Consider the following 23,156-nt stretch of genomic DNA (forward strand, 5'->3'; position numbering starts at 1 on the left):
ATTTATTCAAAAAGCCAAGAAAAACCTTCAGAATGAAGGACTTGCAGTTTTACCTAAAATTTTTTCTAAATGAATAGGTGCAATTTTGTAATTACATTTTTTTAAAAAAAGTTTCTCAAAAAGTGGTTTTTTTATTTTTTTTTCGGTATAACATGTTATAGGTACAAGTTTTTTTGACTTTTGATGCACTTGTAACTATTTATATATAAATGGATCAGTTTGTTCATTCAAGCCTTGTCCTATTTATGTAAAGTTGATAAATAAAAAGATTATGAATAAAAAAACTATAAATAACAGTTTGTATGAAGTTTTAATAAAATTTCAAGAAAAGAGGGCTAAAATATATTATAATTTAAAAAGCCTTGAAAGGATTACTACCAAGAAGGCTAGAGCATTAAAATACGATATGGCTAGAGTTAAAATAAAATATGAAGGTTTTGAGCACCTATTATATAAAAAAGGAAGAGATTGGAACATTCATTATACTTTGATTAATGAATTTTTACCCAAATACAAGGGACGACGTGAAAGTATTTATGCTGAAAAATGGACAACTGAGTTTAGTTGGAACCTGAAAAACAGTTACGATTATAAGTATCATAATAAGTTAATAGAATTAGTTAAAGCTGATTTAGGTAAAAATAAAATTGGTTTTTGTATTGAAAAAGATGGAAGGGGTTATTATCATGTGCATGGAATTTCTGACGCTTCAATAAACAAAGTTTTAGTTTCAGTTAAAAAAATATTAAGTCAATTTTTAGATAATAGCGAAAATAGAATTAAAGTTGATGAAATTCAAAATAAGTATTGCTATATCGAATATATGAAAAAGCAAGGTGAAATTAAATTTATATAAAAATGGAAAATATACAAATTAGAGATTTTAAATATAATCCTGAATTAAGAAGACTATTAGTTGAATACTGTTTAGTAGTTTATGAAGAAAATGCAATTTTAAATGATGAAAATTTAATTGCAGAATACAATTATCTGCTTGAGAATAACAAGTTAAATGAAATATTTAATTGTGAGTACTTAACAATTAAAACGCTTCAAAATAATGTCTAAGTATCCTGATATATCTGCTACAAATTATTATAATGTCAAATATACATGTAGGGTTCTTCAGAAAAATTTTTTAGTAAAAAAATGATAAAAAACAACAAATTAAAGGCTTTTTTACAGTCGTTAAGCACATTTAACATGTTGTTTATGAGGCATTTGTAACACGTTTGCAAATAAAAATAATGTTGCCAACCTCAGCAAATCGGTTTAAAAAATTAAAAACTTTTTGGTTGGCGTAGAATTTTTTTAAAAAATATGGAAGAAAGAGAACTAATCGGGAAGGTTTCAGTAACGAGAAAAAAAATGGAATTTGAAACGGATCCAATTAAAAAGAAAATATTACAAGCCGAATTACTCAAACTAAATTTGCGATTACAATTATTAAAACAAACTGAAATAATACAAAATTTAAAGGATAAATAAAGATGAAAGAGTATAGAGTTAAAATTTGGGTTAGCGGTCGCAGATCAGAAATTAATGTTAAAGCAAACAGCGGAACAAGTGCGATGAGTATTGCAAAAAGACTTTTTCCAGATAGTAGAGTTATAACTGCACAACAATTAAAATAAAAATACTTTTATAGGTCTGACTTAAAAATCTTAGCAATTTTGTAAATACCATAGAGTAAAAACCAAAACCCAAAAAAGAAAAAGAAGATTCTCCCTGTAGTTTCGCTCAATTTATACAATAAAAAATTTATTATTAAAACAGCTACAATAAATTTCAATGAAATATCACTATTATTATTTTTATTGCTCATTTAGACAGAGTATTGATTTAAACAAATATACTAAATCCCGAAGCAATTCGGGATTTATTTTAAGCTACTAATTTTCTTATTTTTTGAATAGTTCCGTTTGACTTTCCTGTCAGCTTCATTGTATTTCGGACCGATTGACCTTGTTTCAGAAACTTGACAATGTCAGCGTGTTCACTCAATAGTTTTGTATTGTCTTTCTTGCTACCTGTTTTTCTTCCAAGAGCTGAATATCCATTTTCTCGGATAAATTTCTCACGACCTGAGTTTAGACGTTCTTTTATCATACTTAATTCTAAACTCGCAAAAGTTGAAGCAATACTTAACATAGTTTGAACCATTCCATTAATTTCTCCTGTAGGTAAAAGAGTATGAAGTTTAAAGTTATCAATAATAATATTTATTTTGTTTTCATTGCATTTTTCTAAAAATAGAGCAAAAGAAGAAATTTTGCGGGAAATTCTTGAAATTTCTATAGCAATGATATGCTTAACATCGTTTTTAATTGCGTAATCTAAAATTTCAGCATTAACCTCATCATTTTTAGTTCCACTTTTATAATATGTAAATTCCTTAACTATTTTATATTGGTTAGAATATGTTGAGGTTAATTGTTCCGACTGGCGGGAAACGTCCTGACGATTTTCATTCGTAGAACAACGGCTAATAATGATTGCTTTTTCCATGGCTTATAAAATATTATTGTTTATGTCTATTTATAAATCAAAAATAATAAATAAAATTTATAATACAAAATAAATCAAAGAATAAAAATGATACAAAAAAAGTGTATCAAATAAACCGCTTACAGATTTAAAATGATACACTTAATGTTTTGATACAAAATAAAAAGCCTTAAATATTATTTAAGGCTTTTTTATATTACTTCTATTCTTATAAAAGCTCTTTTTAAAATTCCATTTTTTTCTAGATGATGAATTGTAATTTTAAAACCTCCATTCGATTTATAAAATATTTTCGAATGTTTAATTTTAACATATCCAAGAAAGAGATCATCCTTATATAATTTCACTGCGTTTTTATCATAAAGGTTATCAGTTTCTTTTTCAAAACGTAATAGATCACCAACGGAAATTAAGCTAGAATCTATTTTGTTTTTACCTAACCCAGCAATTTCAGAAATGAAAACTAAGCCCTTAATTGGGTTAAAATCGGCTAAAAACTCAAAATTATCAATAGGAATAAGCCCTTGAGTTTTTGCTAGCATATATAAATTATCCTCTTTCTTTTTTTGATCAATTTCCCAAAATTTATAAAAAGTAGACAAATCATTTCTTTCAGATTTTGGAAGACGCTGACTAAAAATCTCTAAAACATTTTCCGTGTAAGATTTTTCTACATCGGGAAAACCTGTATAAGAAATGAATCCATTATCGAATGCTTTTTTTAGATTTTCTTGGATATATTGAAAGCGAACCCCTTCAGTCTTGTTATGTTTAATAACACCAACTGGGATTCTTCTGGTTCCTGGACCTTTTCTCCAAATCAAAAAAATATTTCCGAAAGTCTTCATTTAGATAATTATTGAAACAAGTTGTTCAATGCGCAAAGATACCAATTTTACCATCAATTGCTTTCGCTTTTCACTTAATTTTAAGCTTTGGTATTCGTAAGGTAAATTATTGTCAATATTGTTTATTAAGGTTTTAAGTTTTTCTTCAGTAAATTCTTTTAAAATATTTGCTTTTACTTCTTGAAAAACTTTAGGATAATGATTGTATAAATTAGTTAATAGATCAAAATGTTTTGGCTTTCCTCCTTCAACCCATCTAACCTCAGATCTACCTCTTAAAATATATGATTTTGCTGCTTGATTATCTTTTAAGTATAATTCGATTCTCTCATCTAAAAGTTCTCTACCTAAACAACATCCACTATCATAAATTGGTGAAAAATCAGTTTTAGCAAATAAACCTGTTGTTCTTAATAAATTTGGATTGTTTGATTTTTTTGTTTCATCTGAAAGGGATTGAGCTATCCCTTTTTTAAATTTTGAAAATATTTTTCCAAAACTATTCTTTGTAGCTATTTGATTATCTAATTCTTCAATTATTTCTTTAAATTTAGTTATAAATCCCCAATTTTCTTGATGTCTGTCTGAGTTCCCAATAATAGAATCAAAAATCAACATTTGAATAAAATTTTCTTTATGATTAGATAAATTAAAGCTACTTAAAGCTACTTGAATAAAATCAAAAGTATATCTAGATTCATCAGTTTCAGGATTATATTTGGGATCATAACCTGTCAAATAAGCAATGCCTTCAGATAATAAATTTTCTGAATAATCAATCATCGATTTAGATAAGCAACCAATTTGTTGTTCATCATTTATATCAAACCCAATGTTATAGTCTAAAACATTAAAACCCAACCACTGTCCTACTTTTGAAGCAACTATTTCACTCCAAAATTCTGAAGTGTATTTAAACGTTCCATCATCCATTTTCTTGGAACCTTTAAAAAAATATTCTTTAAAATCTACAGGGTTGATATAAATGTTTTTTGCTCTTGTACCTCCAGTACTTGAATACATTTTTTTATTCCATTGAGTAATATCTGTGTATGTAGCAATGTATTGCTCCATTAAATCTCAATTTTATCAATTTCCTTCATAATTCTATCCGTTTCAGTTAGAGCAACGATAATTTTTTGATAATGTAAAATATCATCAAAGTTTAGTTCTCGTCCTTTTCGGTCTTTTAACCATTTTTGAGCGGGTTGGTAACCACCAATGTAAAAGTTCCAAGCTAGTTCAGGAACGTTTGCAAAGTATTGGTTTTGGTTTATGTAAACATTACCATTTTTGTAAATGGGTTTATCTACAACACAATCGCCATCTTCAGGGAATTGAGTAATGTACTTTTCAACTGTTGGACTTTCCAACAAATGAATTTGACGGATTTCACCACCTAGCTTAACCAACTCCCAAAATGTTTTTACATCTTTTGGATACGGAACTCTAGGAAAATCTATTTTTAAAAATTCTTTATAGGTTTCTCGATAGGTTGGGGAATGTAATACCGCATAGATGTAATCTAATAGATCAATTGGAGCAAAAGTATTTTGAGTTGCTTCTTTTTCATTAGTAAAGTTTAAGCCTAAATTTTTAGAAATTTGATTTACAATTTCCATATTAAGATTTGGAACTCTTTCGACAGAATTTTCAAATGCGGTTTGTTGATTGTCGGTTTCAGGATAAAGATAAAGTGGAAAAATAGCTGATTGAGTAGTTCTTTCTCCACATTTTGTTTCCATAATATTTGAAGAAATATAAAAATGATCACAAGTTTCAGATTTATTACTTCTTGCAGATACTAAACCAATGTTTTCACCTGATAACATGTTTTTCATTACTTTTCTAACTGTTCTCCAAACTAGTTTATCTTCATAAAACACATATCTCACATCAAATGGTCTATAAGATATTTTCTTAATGTATTTTTCTAAATTATTTTCATTTTTAATGTTATCATACCCATCAAGAATATTCCAACCATTTTTTTTCTTTACATTAAATTTGTTGTGTAACAGTTCAGTATTTCTATCTGTATTTTGAAATTCAATAAAAGAATTTAAAAGTTTTTCTTTTGATTCATTAATTACAAATTCATCATGAGCTGTTGTTAATCCAACTCCATTTATTGGAAAGAATTCATTTACAGAAAATCCTTTTTGATAAATTTCATTTTTTTTATTGTCAGTTTTAGAAAATAAATAAAGAGGCTCTTTTAAATCAATATTTTCAAATTTGATAGATTTTAGACTATTATTATTTAAAAATTCATATTTACCTTCTCTAACTCCATATAAATCAAAATGTAAAACTTCAGCTAACTTTTCTTTTTGATTTTTTGATTTTTTTATAAATAAATTAATAGATACACCTTGTTTTATATCAAAAATATTTTGATCGACTGATCCATCTGGAGCTGTTTCCTTTTTATTACTGTTACCATGTAAATCAATGGTGTAAATCTTATCATAAGTTTTCAATAAATTCCAACGCATTCCTCTAAATGTTGGATTGTCTAAAAAACCATGAGGATTAATAAAGGCTAAAATTCCCTCGCCATTTTTATTGATAAAATGCTGTCCAAAACGCATAAATTTTACATAATCATCATTTATCCATTTCGGATTTCTTTCTTTTAATTTTTCTTTGCCTCCAGGTTCTTTTTTATAATCTTCCATTAGGTTCATAATCCATTCTCCTTTGTTGGCACTTTCTCCACTATAAGGAGGATTTCCAATTACCACCATTACAGGTGAATCACGTTTAATCGCATTGGCTTGGTCGGCTTCATCGCTTAGCCAACTACTAAATAAAGTTTGGGTATCGGGGTGCGCTTCTTCAAGCGAGTTGGTTAAAAATATTTTAAAGCGTTGGTCGTCATCTGCTTTGTAACCTGTTTCCGTTAATAGCATGTCCATTTTTAAATGTGCCATGGCGTAACTCGCCATTAACAATTCAAAACCATTTAAACGAGGAATTAAATCTTGTTTTACATATTTAGTCCAAATACCTTGTTGCCCTTCAAATTTCTTGTAAATATGTTTTACCACTTCGGCTAAGAAGGTTCCTGTTCCTGTTGCGGGATCTAAAATTTGTACTTTGTGTACTTCAATTTCTGTTTCAACTTCTTTAATTTTTGAGTTGGCTCCTTTACCTGTTTGGGTAACCGCTTTTTGTTTTATTTTGGTTTTGCTTGTATCGGCTAAACCATTAGGTAAATTAAATTCGGTTTTTAGAATGTCATCAACCGCACGAACTATAAAGTTAACTACAGGTTGAGGTGTGTACCAAACACCACGAGCTTTTCTAAGAGCTGGGTTATATTCACCTAAGAAAGTTTCGTAAAAGTGAACAACGGGATCTTCCTGTTTGGTACTTTTACCAAAGTTTTTCATAATGTCGGCAACATCACTCGCTAAGAAAATGTTTACCAATTCATCAACAATCCAAACCAAACGGGTATCTAAATCAAAACCCGCAATGTCTTGAAATAGTTTACGTAAAAAAGGATTACTCTTTGGGATTAATTGTGAAGCTTCCATACGGGAAAAATCTTCCAAACTAGGATCGTGATAACGAGCTGCAAACATACCATAAGCAATTGTTTGAGCGTATATGTCGGAAAATGCTTTGTTGTCAATATCGTGAATCAACATTTGTTGAAATGAAAGCATTTGAGATTTTAATTGCGAACGTTTTCCTTCTTGATCGTCAAGGTTTAATGATTTCTCAATGATGTCAGCCATTAATCGAGCCTTTCCCGCCATCATTTGAGCCAACTTGTTTGGCGATTTTATAGTTTGTGAAACTGTTTGCGCAAAGTTTTTAATTAAGTGTGTAAACTCATTAAAGTTTTCAGGAATAGCGACAATAGAACCGTTTTCAATTTTTGCAATAGCAATGGTTGTTGTTTGTTCTCCATCTTTATAAAAATGGAAATCCATATAATCGGTAAAAATCAGATTCGACAAACCTGATTTATAGCGATCGAATTGTTCTTTTAATGTTTTACTTTTTAAATCTACACCAATGTCTTTGGCTTCGATGTAACCAACAGGAATATCTTTTTTAGTTAAAACATAATCAGGCGCACCACAATCAACTCGAGCGGGTTCGTTAGTAACCAATACATCGGGTAATATTGCCATGATGAGGTTCTGTAAGTCGCCACGGTAAGAATGTTCTCTTGCATTACCTGTTCTGTAAAGTGTATTTATCTTTTCGATGTATTGTTGTAAAGTCATTTTAGAATAGAATTTGTGCCAAATTAAGACAAAAAAATATAGTATAAAAGCGTTATGAAATCAAAACTCGCTTTTTTGAAACTTAAAAGTAAGAAAATTCTTATTTTGGATTTCCGTAAAACCTATTAAATCATTACTTAAATAAAAAAAGTTGGTTAAAGTTTAAAGTTATATTGTTTTTTTTGTTACAGATATAACTTTCGTTTTTCTTTAGTAAATTGATAATCAACAACATACATTTAAACAAACTTATTTAAATCAAAATTTTAAACTAACTAATCTGAAGCAAAAAAGTCATTTTTCTAGTAGTATCTTTGTAAGGCTAGCGAGTTAAAAAGATAATCGATTATCATAATTATTCATTTAAAAAATTAAAATTATGAGAAAATTAAAAAAACAATTATGTAGAATGGATTTTAGTGTTTTTATTAATATGCTAACTAATGCTGAACATTTTTCTGCTACTTATACATTACTATTAAAAGAAAGTGAATTAAAAGGTTTGGGTTTAAAATCAAACTTGACCACTCTGCCATTTAACTCAGATGGAGTTCAATTCGGACTTTCACCAGTTAATTTATATGTAAATCAAAAAAGTTTGTCATTTTTGGTTTTAGATAACAAAGAACATGGTAAAAGTTATGCTTATATTGAATTCTCATGTATTAAAAATTTAAAAGAATACTATACAAGGGTTCTTGGTGTTCAAGAAGAAAAATTTGAGTTTATGGTTAATTATTCAAAAAATTAAAAAGGCATTTATGAAAAATAAAAAAATAAAAATCATGTTAGAAAATAATTTCACTATAAGTCAGTTGATCGAATTTCTTAAAAATAAAGGTATAGGAATTATAACTAATGAAAGTAGTGTTTTAGGTTTACCTAAAAACAAATATATTGAGCGATACATTTTGGAATATGATAATTCATTTTGGTTGATCTACTCAATAATTGATAATTTTGAGGATAAATGTTACTATACTGATGTTGAAGAATATGATGATAAAATTGACGTTGAAAACGCATTTATAAATTTGGCGAGATTTAAATAAAAATTAGTTGTATGTGGAGTGAGGAATTGGAGTGAGGAAAAGTACTAAAATGTATCGAAAAGTAAAAAGTTAAATTTGTAAACTCTTTAAAAACAAGGGTTTTGAAAAATAAATTCGGTTTTCATAACCCTGAGGTCACGGGTTCAACTCCCGTCTTCGCTACAAGAAAAAGGCTTTAGAAATTCTAAAGCCTTTTTTTATTTTACCATTCTATTGGCCAACCATTTACCTACTCGGTATGCAAAGTAAACTCCGAAAACTAATATGACATTTGTAACAAAAACGTAAATCGTATAAATAAGTTTATCATTTTCAGAATCAAAGCAAAAGTCTTCTAACAAACAAACTTTAACCATTTTCTTTTGAAATTGTGTCATTAAATAACTTATAGATAATAAACCAACCAATACAATTAGAATATATTTCCAATTATTACTTTTTATTTTTTTTCCTGTTGGCTTAAAAACATTTCGTTCTTCTTCTGAACGTACATTATTTTGTAACGACCAAATTACTTTTTTGGCATCATTATCAATATCCATTTTACCTCTATTAAATTTGATTATAAAGTTAAAAAAGATAAATCTTAAAAACCTTCATTTATATCAAAAAACACAAATTGAACCTCAAAAAACTAACTTTTCATCTATTATTGGGCATGTTTCATCGAAAAAAAATTAAGATTTAAGGATTCTGAAAAATATTTTTTTAGCTTTAATTAACGATAAGGAAAAAATAATTTTATTAACAACTCACCCCAGAGTTACATTTTTTAATGTAAGAATTATTCACACAACCTACTTACTTTCTATAGTTATCATTCACTTAAGTCAAATTAAAAAGAAAAACTATGAAAGAAAAGTACTTTTTTATTATTACGTGCTTATTATTTAATGTATTAGCATTTTCTCAAGATTGCACTACTCAAAGAACTATGTCTAATGACACTTCTATTTGTTTAGGTCAAAGCACAACAATTTCTTTGCAATCTAGTGAGTTAGGAGTCTTTTACCAACTAAGAAATGGAGGTTTAAATGTTGGTTTACCAGTTGTTGGAACTGGAGGTTTAATTAATTTTAATGTATCGCCTACAACTAGTAGTATATATTCTGTATTTGTAATAAACTGCGGAATAACATACAACGACACTTGTACAGTTACAGTAAATCCGATACCTGATGTAACTGCAACTAATAGTACTCAAACTATATGTACTAATAGTTCTATTACAACAATAGCATTATCAAGTAGTGTTGCAGGAACAACATTTAATTGGGTTAGAAACAACACAATTAATGTTACTGGAATTCCAATTTCTGGTAATGGCGACATTGCAGGTATACTTGTAAATAATACAAATAACCCTCAAGTAGTTACATTCACCATTACACCTTCAGCAAATGGTTGTATTGGTAATTCAATAACTGCAATAGTTACTGTTAATGCATCAACTTTAGGGGGAAATGTAACAACTACCTCTCCAGGTGTTACTCCTTCTTCAAATATTTTTACACATTGTCATGTAGGTAACGGAACACTTTATTTAAATAACCAAAGAGGTAACGTATTAAGATGGGAATATTCTACTGATGCTGGTTTAAATTGGACATCAATTTCGAATACTTTAAACACACATAATTATAACGGAATTTTAACATCAACTTTGTTTCGTGCAGTAGTACAAAACGGTTCAAGTTGTGCAATTATGTATTCTACAGCGTCAATGATTAATGTAATTCCAAATATTAAACCTTCTCCTGTTACTGCGAGTCCTGCAATTATTTGTAATGGAGATTCTTCTATCTTAAATTCTGAGAGTGGTTACGCTACAAGTCAGTATTTAGCAAGTGGTGGAACTTTTCAAAATGCAAATCCTCCTGGTTGGTTAGTTGATGGATGTGGAAATTGTTTAAACGCAGGAATGAGTAATACATTACCCGGACCATGGCAACTTTCAGCAACTAATGGAGGAACTTATTCTGGAACAAAGTATACCTCTCAAGGAAAATTTGTTATAGCCAACGGAAAATATGATTCATATTTAGAAACCCCAGTATTCAATACTTTCGGACTTACAACTGCGCAACTTACATTTAATCATGCTTTTAAATTACAATCTGGAGCTAATGGCTATGTTCAAATATCAGTAAATGGAGGTCCATATAACACATTATTGCATTTTGCTGGACCACAAAACAGGACTCCAACATTAAATTTCCACACTTCATCAGTAGAAACAATAGATTTGAGTTCATATATTGGTCAACCTAACTTAAGAATTAGATTTTATTATCAAGGAACTGTTGGAAGCTCTTGGGCAATCGACAATATAGCAATTCCAGATGTTCCTATAAATATTCAAACACAATGGGTTGATGCAGTTTCAGGAAATGTAATAAGTAATTCTCAATCGTTAACAGTTTCTCCTAATGTTACCACTACATATGCAATAACTTCATTTTTAAATGGATGTAATAGTTTTGGAACAGATGGAACAGCCTATGTAACCGTTACGGTTAACCAAAGGCCAACAGCTGCAATTTCTCAAGATCAATTTGTATGTATTGGCGGGACAGCCACTTTTGATATTGATTTAACTGGAACTCCACCTTGGTCAGTTACGTATAATGATGGTACAACTAGTACAACTGTAAATAATATTATGTCAACACCATATTCATTCAATGTTCCTAATATAACAACCGATAAAACATATTCAATATCAGCTGTAGATGATAATAATTGTACAGCTATACCTAGTGATTATATCGGACAAGCAGCTGTTACTGTTTTAGATGGAACACCTGGTTTATGGACTGGTTTAGTAAGTAATGATTGGTTTGATTGTCTAAATTGGGATGGCGGTTTACCTACTATAAATATAGACGCAATAATTCCTGCAGGAAGTTTAAACATGCCTTTAATTGATCCTTCAACTTCTCCTTATGCATATTTATATGGAAATATGGCAAGTGCACGCGATTTAAATATCAATTCAGGTGCTTCTTTAACAATGGTAACAAACTCTAATCTTGAAATAAACAGAAATTGGATAAATAACGGAACTTTCAATCCAGGACAAGGTAATGTAAACTTTATTGGAAGTGCATTAAATCAAATTCAAACAATTAATCAAGGTATTAAATTGAATGAGACCTTTCATGATTTAACGTTAAATAGTGGTGCTAATGCCAAAGGAATAAGCTTACCAGATGGATTTGAGCTTACAGTACGAAATATGCTAACATTAACAAATGGAACCTTAAGACTTATGGGAGAAGCTCAACTAATACAAAATGGATTAGTTGCTAACCCAATTAGTGGAGATGGTGTGTTATTAATTGATCAAGAAGGTAAAAGTAGTAGTTATCATTATAACTATTGGTCTTCACCTGTTAGTATGAATGGAACTAATTATACAATCAATGAAATTTTAAAAAGTGGAAGCCACTCTTTAACAAATCCATTTACTCCTGGTTCAATTTCTTATGGAAATGGTATTTATTATGCTGATGGAGCTTATTCAGATCCAATAAAATTAAGTACACGTTGGATGTATAAATATAGTGCTACAACTCCAGATTATTTTAATTGGCAACATATTCAAAATACTGGCACAATAAATATAGGTGAAGGTTATATCATGAAAGGTGTTACGGGTACTGCCTCAATTAGTGATTTACAAAACTACACTTTTGTCGGAAAACCAAATAATGGAACTATTAATTTAACTATTGGAGCTGGACAAGATTATTTAATTGGAAATCCTTATCCTTCTGCTTTGGATGCTAATCAATTTATTTTAGATAATATTAAAGATAACGGAGGAAATGCAAGTACAAATATCATAAATGGAGCATTATATTTTTGGGATCATTTTGGTGCGCAAACGCATTTTTTATCGCAATACATTGGTGGGTATGCTACATACACATTAATGGGAGGTGTTGTGGCCGTTTCAAATGACCCTTTAATTAACAACAATAATGCAACTGGCAGTAAAGTACCTAAAAGGTATATTCCTGTAGCTCAAGGTTTCTTTGTAAAAGCACATGGCGATTCTGCTTTAACAACAAATAACCCAAACATGACTTCTCCTATTACAGGAGGTACAATTCAACTAAAAAATAGTCAAAGATCATTTGAAAAAGAATCTGGTTCAAATTCAATCTTCTTTAAGAATTCAAATGCTGTATCGTCAATGAATACAGTTAGTGATCAACGAATGAAAATTCGATTTGGAATTGAAACTGACAATGGATTTAGAAGACAAATCCTTTTAGGAGCAGATAGTAATACTACTTCAATGTTTGATATTGGATTTGATGCACCAATGATTGATGTACAAGAAGATGATTTTTATTGGAATTTAAATAGTGTTCCATTAATTATTCAAGCTATTGAAAATTTTAATGTTGGACAATTCATTCCAGTAACTGTTAAATTAACTAATGCAAATAGTTTTACAATTACTATTGATGAATTAGAAAATATTGACACAAACACTGAAATTTATTTACACGATAATATTACAGCTGTTTACTATGATTTAAGAAATGGTGCAGTAACACTAAATTTAGGTCAAGGAGAATATGCTAATCGTTTTTCTATAACTTTTACTAATACAATCTTAAGTGAAGATGAAGTTATTGAAAGTTTAGAAGATTTATTAGTTTATGTAAACAATTCAAATAATACTTTACACATAAATAACAACACAACAAATACTTTAATTTCTGAAGTATACTTGTTTGATATTTTAGGTCAATTACTAAATAAATGGGAAGTTAAGGAAGCGAACCAAAGTAATTTGGAATATAATTTATCGAACTTAAGTGATGGGACTCATATAATAAAATTAGTAACCAATAATGGTGATTTGAGTAGCAAAATTATTATTGATTAATAGTTTTTGTGAGTTCATAAAAAACCCCAAGCATAGCTTGGGGTTTTACTTTTATATTAATTTAATTTTTTAAGCAAATCTTCATAAGACAAACTTTCCTGTTCTCCAGTTGTTAGATTTTTAATAGTGAATTTTTCATTTTTAATTTCTTCTTCACCAACTAATACAGCAAACTGAATTCCTCTTTTATCAGCATGTTGAAATTGTTTTCCAATTTTTGCTTTATCAGGATACATTTCTACTTTCACTCCATTTTGACGCAATTTAGTAACAGCTTTCATCGCATATTTTGCTTCGCTATCTCCAAAGTTTAGAAACATTGCTTTTGAAGTTGCAGTAACCGTTTCAGGAAATAAGTTTAACTCCTCAATTACTAAAGCAATTCTATCTAAACCAAATGAAATTCCAACGCCACTCATGTTTTTCAATCCGAAAATACCAGTTAAATCGTCATAACGACCACCACCACCTATTGAACCCATAGCCACACCTTCTGGAGCGGCAACTTCAAAAATTGCACCTGTATAATAGTTCAAGCCACGAGCTAGCGTAACATCTAATTCTAAATTTGCCGATTGCAAACCTATTTCAGTTACATTTTCGCAAATAAATTGCAACTCTTCTACTCCTTTCATCCCTTCTTGAGATGATGAAAGCAAAAGGGCTAATTTTTCAATTTTCTCTGAAATAGTTCCAGTAAAATTAAATAACGGCTGTACTTTTGAAATGGCTTCTCCTGAAATACCTTTTTCTAACATTTCATTCTTTACGCCATCTTCACCTATTTTATCTAATTTGTCTAAAGCAACTGTAAAATCGATTAATTTATCTGAAGCTCCAATAACCTCAGCTATTCCAGATAGGATTTTCCTGTTATTGATTTTAATTGTAGTTCCTTTCAATCCTAATTCGGTAAAAACCGAATCGTATAATTGCACCAATTCTACTTCTTGCCACAATGAATTTGAACCTACAACATCGGCATCGCATTGATAAAATTCTCTAAAACGTCCTTTTTGAGGTCTATCAGCACGCCAAACTGGTTGTATTTGATAACGCTTAAACGGAAACTCAATTTCATTTTGATGCATTACCACATAACGCGCAAAAGGAACAGTTAAGTCGTAACGTAATGCTTTTTCAGAAATTTGAGTAGTTAATTTTAAACTATCTTTATTTGCTAAAAACTCATCGTTTGCCTTAGACAAATAATCCCCAGAATTCAAAATTTTAAAAATCAATCGGTCGCCTTCTTCACCATATTTACCCATTAAAGTTTCAGAATTTTCAAACGTTGGTGTTTCAATAGGCTGAAATCCAAATTTTTCAAAATTCGATTTAATAATAGAAAATATATAATTGCGTTTTGAAACTTCTATTGGCGAAAAATCGCGAGTTCCTTTTGGTATTCCTGGTTTTTTTGACATTTTAAATTTCATTTTTGTCATGTTGAGCGAAGTCGAAACATCTCATAATGAGATTCCTCGTTTTACTCGGAATGACAAGGCGTTATTTTTATTGCAAATATCGAACTTAAAACTGATTCATAAAAATTAAATATTCACACTTTTTACTTTTTACTTTTCACTTTTTACTTTCTAATTGTAACAAATTTGAGGAAGTTAAGTCTAATGATTATCTATGGTAGGATTATTTAAAGAAAACACAAAAATTGCGCTCGATTCAATTAAGAGTCAAGCTTTACGAACTTTCTTAACGGTTTTAATTATTGCTATTGGTATTTGGGCTTTAGTTGGAGTTTTGTCGCTAGTTACGGCGCTAGAAAATACAATGTTGAAAAATTTTGCTTCAATGGGAGCAAACACTTTTTCAATGAGTCAATACGATTATTCGTCTCAAATTAATCAAAATGATGAAGAATTTAAACCCAATCCAATTATTAGTTATCCTCAAGCAAAAGAATTTCAAAATAAATATAGCTTTCCTCTAACTACTACCTCACTTTCATTTACTGCTGCGTCTGGTGTTGAAGTTAAACATAGAGACGAAAAAACGGATCCAGAAATTACAATTGTTGGAACCGATGAAAACTTTTGTCCAAATAAAGGAATTGAAGTTGCAAAAGGTAGAAACTTTACTCCTTTTGATATCGAAAATAATAATTACGTTTGTGTAGTAGGTTCTGATTTTGAAAAAGGGTTATTTAAAGACATAAACCCTTTAGATAAAATTATTTCTATTCGTGGTGCAAAGTTTAAAGTAATTGGTGTTTTAAAGGAAAAGGGTTCCACATTTGGAAACAGCCAAGATTTACGTGTTTTAATCCCAATTCAAGTTGCTCGCTCATTATTTTCGTCACCAAATATTAATTACGATTTAAACGTAATGGTAAACAATGAAAGTTTACTTGACGAAGCTGTTGACGATGCTATAATTACCATGCGAAAAGTAAGACACTTAAACCCAATTGAGAAAAATAATTTTGGTATATCTCGAAGCGACGATTTAAGACAACGTTTACTCGATCAAACTGGTTTCTTACGAATTATTGCTTGGGTAATTGGTATGCTTACCGTTTTTGGCTCTACGATTGCATTAACAAATATCATGTTGGTTTCTGTAACCGAAAGAACGCGAGAAATAGGAATTCGTAAATCACTGGGTGCTAAAAAATCGACTATCGGTTGGCAATTTTTAACCGAAACTTTTGTAATTAGTCAAATGGGTGGATTCTTAGGAATGTTTTTAGGAATTTTAACCGGATTTATTTTAGCTTCTGTTTTAGAGTTTTCATTTACCACGCCTTGGTTAGCTATTATTGCAACAGTAATTACAACAATTGTTGTTACCATTATTTCGGGATTAGTTCCTGCGTTAAAAGCTGCAAAATTAGATCCTGTAGAAGCGTTAAGATATGAGTAGTTCAATTTATTTTATTTAAATGAATCAATTTATTTCTTACGAAGGGCTACCAATTAAATCTGGTGGTGCTCATAGTATCAATAAAATGAGCCCAAAAGAATCATATAGTAAAATTTTAGAATTTCTTAATCATTTTGCAGACAATGGCAAACCAAAATCTATAGAATTAATTTTATATCAATCTCAAAATAAGGAATACTCAACTTTAAAATTTTTACCTAAACTTTGTTTAACATTCGGAATTCCAAAACTAAAATTTGATGGTCTTTTTATAAATTGGAGTTGGAAAATATCAGAAAAAAATATTGAAAAAGTATTTGACACAATTAAACTAAATAATAATTTACCTGAAGATATTCTTGGTCCAATTTCTATTAATTTCTTATGGAATTTTCATTTTAAAGACCCAATAACTCATCAAATACTTCCAAATCAAAAATTAATTCCTGAATTAGATTCAAGAATAAAAAATTCAAGAATTTATTTTATTGCATCTAAGAAATCTACTATTTCAGTTTGGTTTGCATTACCTTTTGAAGAAGTAAATGATTATGAAATAAATTATATTAAAAAACTGAAATATAGTTTACCTTTTAATACGTCTCATAAAAACTGGAAAATTTGGAAAAAATCAAAAAATAATAATTGGATATCTCGAAAACTTGATATAACATTTTAATATTGATTAAAACTACATTTAACCATCCTATAGTTTCCCTTAAGATCTTTTCTTAGCTCTATATTTTTGAAACCTAAGTTTTCTAATAATTCAACAGTTTCTTTTCCTAAGTATTGATTAATTTCAAAAAATAATAAGCCATTTGGTTGTAGACTTATTTTTGCCAATTGTGCAATTTTTCTATAAAACAACAAAGCGTCGTTATCTTCTACAAAAAGAGCTAAATGTGGCTCGTAATCCAAAACATTTTTCTTGATTTCTTCTTTTTCTAAATAACGAACATAAGGTGGATTGGAAACTATAATATCTATTTTAGGAAGACTTCTCGACTCCGCTCGAAGTGACAATAAATCGTCGATGTTTAAAATATCGGTTTGAATAAAGTTAACTTCTACATTATTATCTTTTGCATTTTGATTAGCAACTTCTAATGCTTTTTCAGAAACATCAATTGCAAAAACTTCCGCTTTTGGTAAATTAGATTTTAAACTAATGGGAATACAACCCGAACCAGTTCCAATATCTAATATATTTATCTTTTGACTTTTGACTTTTGACTTTTGACTTTCAATTATCCATTCAACTAATTCTTCGGTTTCTGATCTTGGAATTAATGTATTCTCGTTTACTTTAAAAGGCAAGCCGTAAAACCATGCTTCTCCTAAGATATACTGAATAGGTTTTTCTTGTTTTAATTCGGAAATTATAGTTTCCCATTCAGAAGTGTTTGTAATTTCAAAATCGGGATTTAATGTAAAATCTATTCTTCTAAAATTGTATAATTTTTCCGTTATCATAAAGAAAAAACTATCGATTTCTTCTTTATCATAAATAGATTGTAAATGGTTTTGGAAATGTATCTTAAGTTCTTTTAATCTCATTTTATATTATATTTCTTTTTAATGAGTTCTTGAACATCTTTCTTTAATTGTAATGGAGGTAAACCTACAGCAATTCTTCTTTTATCTAAATTTTCAAAATCATTAATTTGTTCTGGACCTATATTATTATAAATAGCATAATCATACACTCCATTAATTCTTAAATTACTATCTACTAAGCTTCCATAAATCTCAGCGGGTGCTCTTCCTCTTCGTATTAAATCAAGAAAAATTGGTTTCCAATATTGAGATCTATCTCTATTGATATGAAAAGCAAAAAAAGTAAAATTTAAAAATTGATCATCAATTGTAGAGTTTCCAAATTGAGAAAACATTTCATCTGGAAAACAATCGCAATCTGAAACAATCTTTCTTAACTTCAAATCATTGATACTATCCACTATTTTTACCCTTTCAGAATCACGATTTATTCTTGGCTCTTGATCTTCCTCTCTCATTTTAAAAATTTCATTTCTCAAATCTAAATCTACTTGTTTTAGATAAGATCTATGGTATTTTGTAGCTTTACGTTCTAATTTTCTCCAATATCTTTTATTTTGAATATTCTTGTCCTTGTATAGAGGAGATTTTTTAATACGTTCAAAATTTACACCATAATCTCTAACCAAAATTTCAATGTAATGAACTGCTTCTTCAGGTTTGTTTAATCGTAAAGCACATTCAGCTAATACAGCGGGTTCATTAATTTCCTTTTGTTTTAATAATGGACAATTACTTTCTGCAGTCTTCAATAAATCATATGCGTTTTGATAATTTTCTAAAAGATATTCATATTGTGCTTGATAAACATATTGATAGTAATTATTGATATAATCGTATTCTTCATTAACTTTCTTAGTTTGAGAAAAACCAATTAATGTAATGAACAGAAAAAATAAAACTTTAAATTTCATAAATATAAATTTGATACTATAATTCTTTTATCATCCAAACATCGCAACTTGTATGACCCGTGCAACCGATTGGGCCGTCTAAATATTGAAACCCCATTTTCTCATAAAGCTTTCTTGCATTTTGCATATAAGGTAGAGTCTCTAAATAACATTTTGTAAAACCTTGTTCTTTAGCAAAAGCTAAACTTCTCTCAATAATTTCTTTTCCTAAACCTAAACCTCGAGCTTGTGGTGAAAAATACATTTTTTGAAGTTCACAAAATTCATCCGTTGCATTCTCTAAAGGCGCTAATCCTCCTCCTCCAATAACTTTACCCTCATTTTCTATAACAAAATAAATCGATTTCGGTTTTTGATACACTTCAAACAATTGGTCAAGAATAGGATCGGCATAAGCTGTTCCTTCTTTTGGTGCATTTAATTCGTCAAAAATATCGCGAATTACTTTTGCAATTCCCTCATTATCTTGAGGTTGTATTTTTCGTAAAATCATCGTAAAAAGATATGCGTAAAAGTAATGAAATTCACACAAGGTTATCGCAAAAGATTGTTAAAAACACTACTTTTGTACTATGACAACTCACGAATTTTTCATGTATCGCGCTTTACAATTAGCCAAAAATGGTTTGGGAAGGACCTATCCTAATCCATTAGTGGGAAGTGTTATTGTTCACGATGGAAAAATCATTGGCGAAGGTTGGCATAAAAAAGCCGGTGAACCACATGCAGAAGTGAATGCGGTAAATTCTGTAAAAGATAAATCGCTTTTAAAAGAAGCTACAATCTATGTAACACTTGAACCTTGTAGCCATTTTGGAAAAACACCGCCTTGTTGCGATTTAATTATTACCAATGAAATTCCGAATATTGTTGTTGGTACGATTGACCCATTTGCAAAAGTTGCGGGAAACGGAATTCAAAAATTAAAAGATTCAGAAAAAAATGTAATTGTTGGGGTTCTTGAAAAAGAATGTCAAGAGTTAAACAAACGTTTTTTTACGTTTCATCAAAAAAAACGTCCGTATATCATTTTAAAATGGGCTGAAAGTAAAGATGGATTTATTGCTCCATTACAAAAAGACACAAATAGACCTGTTTGGATTACCAATCAATATTCAAGGCAATTGGTTCATAAATGGCGAACTGAAGAACAAGCTATTTTAGTTGGAACTCAAACTGTTTTAGATGACAATCCAATCCTTGATGCTCGAAATTATTTTGGAAACAACCCTATTCGAATAGCAATTGATAGAAATAATAAAATTCCTGAGGACTTTAACATTAAAAATGGAAAGGAAAAAACTCTTATTTTTTCAGATTCTATTTTTTTAACAAAAAAATCTAAATATTCACAAAAAAAAGCTATATTTGATACTCATTTCTTAAAAAATTTAGTTTCAGAACTTTTTAAAGAAAATATTCAATCGGTTATAATTGAAGGAGGCAGCAAAACTTTAAGTTCATTTATAAACGAAAATCTTTGGGATGAAGCTAGAGTTTTTATTGGAAACACAAATGTAACTACAGGAACAAAAGCCCCAGAATTTAAAGTAGAAAACTTTGAAAGTTTTCACATAATGGAAGATGAACTTAAAATTTTCAGAAATTATGATTGAAGCAATTATTTTTGATTTTGGAGATGTTTTTATCAATATTGATAACGAAGTTTGCATGAACGAGTTGAAAAAACTTGGTTTAAAAGAGTGGAACGACGATTTAGCAGAGCTTAACATACAATATGAAACTGGTAAGATTGATGAACTAGAATTTTTCTCTGGCTTTCAAAAACACATTCCAAATCATGATGTTGTTGAAATTCGAACGGCCTGGAATAGCTTACTACAAGATTTTCCATTAGAAAGATTAGAATTCCTACAAATGCTTTCCTCAAGATTTAAGCTTTATTTACTTAGCAATACCGATCGAACGCATATTGAAAAATTTGAACATAAATTCGGTATGTCTTTTGCCAGAGATTTTTACAGTTGTTTTGAAAAAGTTTATTTTTCTTTCGAATTTGGTTTTAGAAAACCAGATGAAAAAGCCTTTCAATTTATAATTAACAACCATAATCTAACACCTAAAAAAACTTTATTTGTAGATGACAACATTAATAATATACTTGGCGCTCAAAAATTAGGTTTAAAAACTTGGCATTTAGACCCAAAAAAAGAAGATGTAACACAACTCCCCCTAATCTTAAACGCAGTACATGATTAATATTTTACTTGCTATTTTATTTTCTAGTTTATTGTATATTGTATTTAAAGGTTTTGGGAAATTTTCAATCAATACTTTTCAAGCTATTTTAATTAATTATGTTGTTGCTTTCCTTTTAGGTACTCTAATAAGTAAAAATTCTTTCCAATTAAGTGAGGTACATACAAAGTCGTGGTTCCCCTTTACCTTAATTTTAGGCTTCTTATTTATTACTGTTTTCTATGTAATAGGTAAAACTACTCAAATAAATGGCTTAACGGTTGCATCAGTAGCCAGTAAAATGTCAATGATCATTCCTATTACCTATGGAATTCTTATTTTCAACGAACAAGCAACTTTTAAACATCAAACAGGAATTTTTGTTGCTCTTTCAGCTGTTTATTGTGTTTCTATTAAACCAAATGAAAAAATAAATTTATCTCACTTTCAATTACCAATTCTATTATTTTTTGGAGCTGGAATTATAGATACTTTAATCAATATAACTCAACATAGTTTTCTTTTAAAAGAAGAAACAGCATTTTTTTCTTCTTTTACATTTTTAATGGCTTTTTTATTTGGATTAATTTATTTCATTTACCTACAATTTAAAACCAAAATTCCATTTAGAATAAAAGACATTTTAGGTGGAATTGTTTTAGGAGTTCCAAATTATTTTTCTTTATACTTTTTAACAAAAGCTCTTCAAAGTGAAAATATGGACAGCCCAACTATTTTCACAATTCTAAACATTGGTGTAATTTTGCTTACCACATTTGTTGGGATTTTATTTTTTAAAGAAAAAATGAGCAAGAAAAACTATATAGGAATTTTACTTTCCATTCTTGCTTTGTTTTTAGTTACACATTAAAATGAATATCGAAGAAAATAACGATACATACAAAACCATATTACAACCCTCTGAAGAAGTTTTATTCAAAGACAAAAACAGCAAGTTCTTTGGTTACGCCTATCCAATTTCCTCAGAAGAAGATGTAAAAGAAATTCTATCCGATTTAAGAAAACAGCATCACCAAGCAAGACATTGGTGTTACGCATTTCAATTAGGGACAGAGACAAAACAATACAGAGCAAATGACGATGGAGAACCTAATAACAGTGCTGGAATGCCAATTTATGGTCAACTATTATCTTTCGATGTTACTAATGTTTTAGTAGTTGTGGTGCGTTATTTTGGCGGAGTGAAACTAGGCGTAAGCGGGTTAATTAACGCATATAAAACTGCAGCGCAAATGGCTTTGGAAAATGTTGAGATTATTAAAAGAACAATAGACAAACACTTTCTTGTAAACTTTGATTACAAAAACATGAATAAAGTAATGCGAGTTATCAAAGAAAAAAATATCAATTTAGTTAATCAAAAAATGGAACTCGATTGCGAAATTGAAATTGCTATTCGAAAAAAAAATGCCGAAGAAATTTTCAACATTTTTGATTCATTGTTTGAAGTTTCTATTAAAGAAAAAGAACATTTATAAATTTTCTAATTTCTCCGAAACATATTTCGGAGGTAGAACTGGCCTTCCTGTTTTTATATCTACAAAAACCAACATTGAATAACCAGTTGTTAATAACTCCCCTGCTTCGTTATAAATTTCATAATCGAATTCAATTTTTACAGAAGTTTGACTTTTGAAAATAGTTTTAATAGTTAATAAATCATCATACTTTGCTGGCCGTTTATAGTTCATATTTAAAGTTACAACAGGAAGCATTACTCCATTATCTTCCATCCATTTATAAGAGACTCCCAGATTACGTAACCATTCAACACGTCCCATTTCAAAATACTGTGCGTAGTTGCCGTGATAAACTACCCCCATTTGATCAGTTTCAGCGTAACGAACCCTAACTTTTAAATCAAAAATTTTCATATAATTATTATATTTCTATACTTTGTAAGATAAATCCTTAGTATTAAAGTAATCTTAAAAAATGTTTAAGAAAAACTTAAATAGGCTTACAATAATTTTTTTAAAAAATCAATACCAATTCTATTTTTTTTTACAAAAAATTGT

General features: G+C 29.2%; 23 protein-coding genes and 1 pseudogene. 14 read left to right on the plus strand and 10 right to left on the minus strand.

The window, feature by feature from the left end; translation table 11 throughout:
• Positions 1 to 271: 271 nt before the first annotated feature.
• The 4 genes from KK2020170_RS13025 to KK2020170_RS13040 all read left to right on the plus strand — a co-directional run bounded on the left by KK2020170_RS13025 (position 272) and on the right by KK2020170_RS13040 (position 1,634).
• Positions 272 to 856 carry a hypothetical protein gene (locus KK2020170_RS13025; protein ID WP_221258750.1) on the plus strand — a complete coding sequence of 195 codons (585 nt, stop codon included), beginning with the start codon at positions 272 to 274 and terminating at the stop codon, positions 854 to 856.
• Between the two features lie 2 nt (positions 857 to 858).
• Positions 859 to 1,068, plus strand: coding sequence for a hypothetical protein (locus KK2020170_RS13030; protein ID WP_221258751.1), 210 nt, complete (start codon positions 859 to 861; stop codon positions 1,066 to 1,068).
• A gap of 252 nt (positions 1,069 to 1,320) precedes the next feature.
• On the plus strand, positions 1,321 to 1,488 hold the full coding sequence (locus tag KK2020170_RS13035) for a hypothetical protein (protein WP_221258752.1): 168 nt from the start codon (positions 1,321 to 1,323) through the stop codon (positions 1,486 to 1,488).
• A gap of 2 nt (positions 1,489 to 1,490) precedes the next feature.
• On the plus strand, positions 1,491 to 1,634 hold the full coding sequence (locus KK2020170_RS13040; RefSeq protein ID WP_221258753.1) for a hypothetical protein: 144 nt from the start codon (positions 1,491 to 1,493) through the stop codon (positions 1,632 to 1,634).
• Positions 1,635 to 1,884: 250 nt separating this feature from the next.
• On the opposite strand, the gene KK2020170_RS13045 is transcribed toward KK2020170_RS13040, so the two are convergent.
• From KK2020170_RS13045 to KK2020170_RS13060, 4 genes are all read right to left on the minus strand, one after another.
• Positions 1,885 to 2,508, minus strand: coding sequence for a recombinase family protein (locus KK2020170_RS13045; RefSeq protein ID WP_221258754.1), 624 nt, complete (start codon positions 2,506 to 2,508; stop codon positions 1,885 to 1,887).
• 191 nt (positions 2,509 to 2,699) lie between these two features.
• A complete protein-coding gene (locus KK2020170_RS13050; RefSeq protein WP_221258755.1) occupies positions 2,700 to 3,356 on the minus strand; it encodes an HIRAN domain-containing protein in 657 nt (218 codons plus the stop codon).
• A complete protein-coding gene (locus KK2020170_RS13055) occupies positions 3,357 to 4,430 on the minus strand; it encodes a HipA domain-containing protein (RefSeq protein ID WP_221258756.1) in 1,074 nt (357 codons plus the stop codon).
• The gene (locus tag KK2020170_RS13060; RefSeq protein WP_221258757.1) at positions 4,430 to 7,603 is read right to left on the minus strand and encodes a type ISP restriction/modification enzyme; all 3,174 of its coding nucleotides are present in this window, start codon (positions 7,601 to 7,603) and stop codon (positions 4,430 to 4,432) included. The genes KK2020170_RS13055 and KK2020170_RS13060 overlap by 1 nt, the downstream gene beginning before the upstream one ends.
• A 379-nt stretch (positions 7,604 to 7,982) precedes the next feature.
• On the opposite strand from KK2020170_RS13060, the gene KK2020170_RS13065 reads away from it, so the two are divergent.
• From KK2020170_RS13065 to KK2020170_RS13075, 3 genes and pseudogenes are all read left to right on the plus strand, one after another.
• On the plus strand, positions 7,983 to 8,354 hold the full coding sequence (locus KK2020170_RS13065) for a hypothetical protein (protein WP_221258758.1): 372 nt from the start codon (positions 7,983 to 7,985) through the stop codon (positions 8,352 to 8,354).
• 10 nt (positions 8,355 to 8,364) lie between these two features.
• Positions 8,365 to 8,655, plus strand: a complete 291-nt coding sequence (locus KK2020170_RS13070) for a hypothetical protein (RefSeq protein WP_221258759.1) — start codon at positions 8,365 to 8,367, stop codon at positions 8,653 to 8,655.
• Positions 8,656 to 8,708: 53 nt separating this feature from the next.
• Positions 8,709 to 8,817, plus strand: a pseudogene (locus KK2020170_RS13075).
• A 35-nt stretch (positions 8,818 to 8,852) separates the two neighbouring features.
• On the opposite strand, the gene KK2020170_RS13080 reads toward KK2020170_RS13075, so the two are convergent.
• Complete coding sequence (locus KK2020170_RS13080) at positions 8,853 to 9,197, minus strand: hypothetical protein (RefSeq protein WP_221258760.1); 345 nt, start codon at positions 9,195 to 9,197, stop codon at positions 8,853 to 8,855.
• A gap of 308 nt (positions 9,198 to 9,505) precedes the next feature.
• Between KK2020170_RS13080 and KK2020170_RS13085 the strand changes: the two genes are divergently transcribed.
• Entirely contained in the window at positions 9,506 to 13,561 is a 4,056-nt protein-coding gene (locus KK2020170_RS13085; protein ID WP_221258761.1) for a PKD-like domain-containing protein, read from the plus strand.
• 56 nt (positions 13,562 to 13,617) lie between these two features.
• Here the strand turns inward: KK2020170_RS13085 and hisS are convergent, their stop codons facing one another.
• Positions 13,618 to 14,988 (minus strand): histidine--tRNA ligase, encoded by a 1,371-nt coding sequence (hisS, locus tag KK2020170_RS13090; RefSeq protein ID WP_221258762.1) that lies wholly within the window; start codon positions 14,986 to 14,988, stop codon positions 13,618 to 13,620.
• A 214-nt stretch (positions 14,989 to 15,202) separates the two neighbouring features.
• On the opposite strand from hisS, the gene KK2020170_RS13095 reads away from it, so the two are divergent.
• Together KK2020170_RS13095 and KK2020170_RS13100 are read left to right on the plus strand one after the other, a co-directional pair.
• Complete coding sequence (locus KK2020170_RS13095; RefSeq protein WP_221258763.1) at positions 15,203 to 16,444, plus strand: ABC transporter permease; 1,242 nt, start codon at positions 15,203 to 15,205, stop codon at positions 16,442 to 16,444.
• 19 nt (positions 16,445 to 16,463) lie between these two features.
• Complete coding sequence (locus KK2020170_RS13100; protein WP_221258764.1) at positions 16,464 to 17,123, plus strand: hypothetical protein; 660 nt, start codon at positions 16,464 to 16,466, stop codon at positions 17,121 to 17,123.
• Here KK2020170_RS13100 and prmC read toward each other — a convergent pair.
• Genes prmC through KK2020170_RS13115 form a run of 3 tightly spaced genes read right to left on the minus strand, consistent with a single transcriptional unit; the run spans position 17,120 to position 19,411 of the window.
• The gene (gene prmC, locus KK2020170_RS13105; RefSeq protein WP_221258765.1) at positions 17,120 to 18,004 is read right to left on the minus strand and encodes a peptide chain release factor N(5)-glutamine methyltransferase; all 885 of its coding nucleotides are present in this window, start codon (positions 18,002 to 18,004) and stop codon (positions 17,120 to 17,122) included. The genes KK2020170_RS13100 and prmC overlap by 4 nt on opposite strands.
• A complete protein-coding gene (locus KK2020170_RS13110) occupies positions 18,001 to 18,918 on the minus strand; it encodes a hypothetical protein (RefSeq protein WP_221258766.1) in 918 nt (305 codons plus the stop codon). Before KK2020170_RS13110 ends, prmC begins: the two co-directional genes overlap by 4 nt.
• A gap of 16 nt (positions 18,919 to 18,934) precedes the next feature.
• The gene (locus KK2020170_RS13115) at positions 18,935 to 19,411 is read right to left on the minus strand and encodes a GNAT family N-acetyltransferase (RefSeq protein WP_221258767.1); all 477 of its coding nucleotides are present in this window, start codon (positions 19,409 to 19,411) and stop codon (positions 18,935 to 18,937) included.
• A 79-nt stretch (positions 19,412 to 19,490) separates the two neighbouring features.
• Here KK2020170_RS13115 and ribD point away from each other — a divergent pair, with 79 nt between their 5' ends.
• The 4 genes from ribD to KK2020170_RS13135 are packed head-to-tail and all read left to right on the plus strand — an operon-like array spanning position 19,491 to position 22,616.
• On the plus strand, positions 19,491 to 20,534 hold the full coding sequence (gene ribD / locus KK2020170_RS13120; RefSeq protein ID WP_221258768.1) for a bifunctional diaminohydroxyphosphoribosylaminopyrimidine deaminase/5-amino-6-(5-phosphoribosylamino)uracil reductase RibD: 1,044 nt from the start codon (positions 19,491 to 19,493) through the stop codon (positions 20,532 to 20,534).
• The gene (locus tag KK2020170_RS13125) at positions 20,503 to 21,138 is read left to right on the plus strand and encodes an HAD family hydrolase (RefSeq protein WP_315861810.1); all 636 of its coding nucleotides are present in this window, start codon (positions 20,503 to 20,505) and stop codon (positions 21,136 to 21,138) included. Before ribD ends, KK2020170_RS13125 begins: the two co-directional genes overlap by 32 nt.
• Complete coding sequence (locus tag KK2020170_RS13130) at positions 21,131 to 21,988, plus strand: DMT family transporter (RefSeq protein ID WP_221258769.1); 858 nt, start codon at positions 21,131 to 21,133, stop codon at positions 21,986 to 21,988. Before KK2020170_RS13125 ends, KK2020170_RS13130 begins: the two co-directional genes overlap by 8 nt.
• A 1-nt stretch (position 21,989) precedes the next feature.
• Positions 21,990 to 22,616 (plus strand): IMPACT family protein, encoded by a 627-nt coding sequence (locus tag KK2020170_RS13135; RefSeq protein WP_221258770.1) that lies wholly within the window; start codon positions 21,990 to 21,992, stop codon positions 22,614 to 22,616.
• On the opposite strand, the gene KK2020170_RS13140 is transcribed toward KK2020170_RS13135, so the two are convergent.
• Positions 22,611 to 23,012, minus strand: coding sequence for an acyl-CoA thioesterase (locus KK2020170_RS13140; protein ID WP_221258771.1), 402 nt, complete (start codon positions 23,010 to 23,012; stop codon positions 22,611 to 22,613). The genes KK2020170_RS13135 and KK2020170_RS13140 overlap by 6 nt on opposite strands.
• Positions 23,013 to 23,156 lie beyond the last annotated feature (144 nt).

The sequence above is a fragment of the Flavobacterium okayamense genome, from assembly GCF_019702945.1.
Lineage (GTDB): Bacteria > Bacteroidota > Bacteroidia > Flavobacteriales > Flavobacteriaceae > Flavobacterium > Flavobacterium okayamense.

Excerpts from the sequence above, each read along its gene's own strand:
- KK2020170_RS13065 (WP_221258758.1), top strand. The coding sequence starts at position 7,983 with ATGAGAAAATTAAAAAAACAATTATGTAGAATGGATTTTAGTGTTTTT.
- KK2020170_RS13050 (WP_221258755.1), bottom strand. The coding sequence starts at position 3,356 with ATGAAGACTTTCGGAAATATTTTTTTGATTTGGAGAAAAGGTCCAGGA.
- KK2020170_RS13100 (WP_221258764.1), top strand. The coding sequence starts at position 16,464 with ATGAATCAATTTATTTCTTACGAAGGGCTACCAATTAAATCTGGTGGT.
- KK2020170_RS13130 (WP_221258769.1), top strand. The coding sequence starts at position 21,131 with ATGATTAATATTTTACTTGCTATTTTATTTTCTAGTTTATTGTATATT.
- prmC (WP_221258765.1), bottom strand. The coding sequence starts at position 18,004 with ATGAGATTAAAAGAACTTAAGATACATTTCCAAAACCATTTACAATCT.
- KK2020170_RS13095 (WP_221258763.1), top strand. The coding sequence starts at position 15,203 with ATGGTAGGATTATTTAAAGAAAACACAAAAATTGCGCTCGATTCAATT.
- KK2020170_RS13140 (WP_221258771.1), bottom strand. The coding sequence starts at position 23,012 with ATGAAAATTTTTGATTTAAAAGTTAGGGTTCGTTACGCTGAAACTGAT.
- KK2020170_RS13040 (WP_221258753.1), top strand. The coding sequence starts at position 1,491 with ATGAAAGAGTATAGAGTTAAAATTTGGGTTAGCGGTCGCAGATCAGAA.
- KK2020170_RS13045 (WP_221258754.1), bottom strand. The coding sequence starts at position 2,508 with ATGGAAAAAGCAATCATTATTAGCCGTTGTTCTACGAATGAAAATCGT.
- hisS (WP_221258762.1), bottom strand. The coding sequence starts at position 14,988 with ATGTCAAAAAAACCAGGAATACCAAAAGGAACTCGCGATTTTTCGCCA.
- KK2020170_RS13060 (WP_221258757.1), bottom strand. The coding sequence starts at position 7,603 with ATGACTTTACAACAATACATCGAAAAGATAAATACACTTTACAGAACA.
- KK2020170_RS13080 (WP_221258760.1), bottom strand. The coding sequence starts at position 9,197 with ATGGATATTGATAATGATGCCAAAAAAGTAATTTGGTCGTTACAAAAT.
- KK2020170_RS13085 (WP_221258761.1), top strand. The coding sequence starts at position 9,506 with ATGAAAGAAAAGTACTTTTTTATTATTACGTGCTTATTATTTAATGTA.
- KK2020170_RS13025 (WP_221258750.1), top strand. The coding sequence starts at position 272 with ATGAATAAAAAAACTATAAATAACAGTTTGTATGAAGTTTTAATAAAA.
- KK2020170_RS13110 (WP_221258766.1), bottom strand. The coding sequence starts at position 18,918 with ATGAAATTTAAAGTTTTATTTTTTCTGTTCATTACATTAATTGGTTTT.
- KK2020170_RS13055 (WP_221258756.1), bottom strand. The coding sequence starts at position 4,430 with ATGGAGCAATACATTGCTACATACACAGATATTACTCAATGGAATAAA.
- KK2020170_RS13115 (WP_221258767.1), bottom strand. The coding sequence starts at position 19,411 with ATGATTTTACGAAAAATACAACCTCAAGATAATGAGGGAATTGCAAAA.
- KK2020170_RS13135 (WP_221258770.1), top strand. The coding sequence starts at position 21,990 with ATGAATATCGAAGAAAATAACGATACATACAAAACCATATTACAACCC.
- KK2020170_RS13035 (WP_221258752.1), top strand. The coding sequence starts at position 1,321 with ATGGAAGAAAGAGAACTAATCGGGAAGGTTTCAGTAACGAGAAAAAAA.
- ribD (WP_221258768.1), top strand. The coding sequence starts at position 19,491 with ATGACAACTCACGAATTTTTCATGTATCGCGCTTTACAATTAGCCAAA.
- KK2020170_RS13030 (WP_221258751.1), top strand. The coding sequence starts at position 859 with ATGGAAAATATACAAATTAGAGATTTTAAATATAATCCTGAATTAAGA.
- KK2020170_RS13125 (WP_315861810.1), top strand. The coding sequence starts at position 20,503 with ATGAACTTAAAATTTTCAGAAATTATGATTGAAGCAATTATTTTTGAT.
- KK2020170_RS13070 (WP_221258759.1), top strand. The coding sequence starts at position 8,365 with ATGAAAAATAAAAAAATAAAAATCATGTTAGAAAATAATTTCACTATA.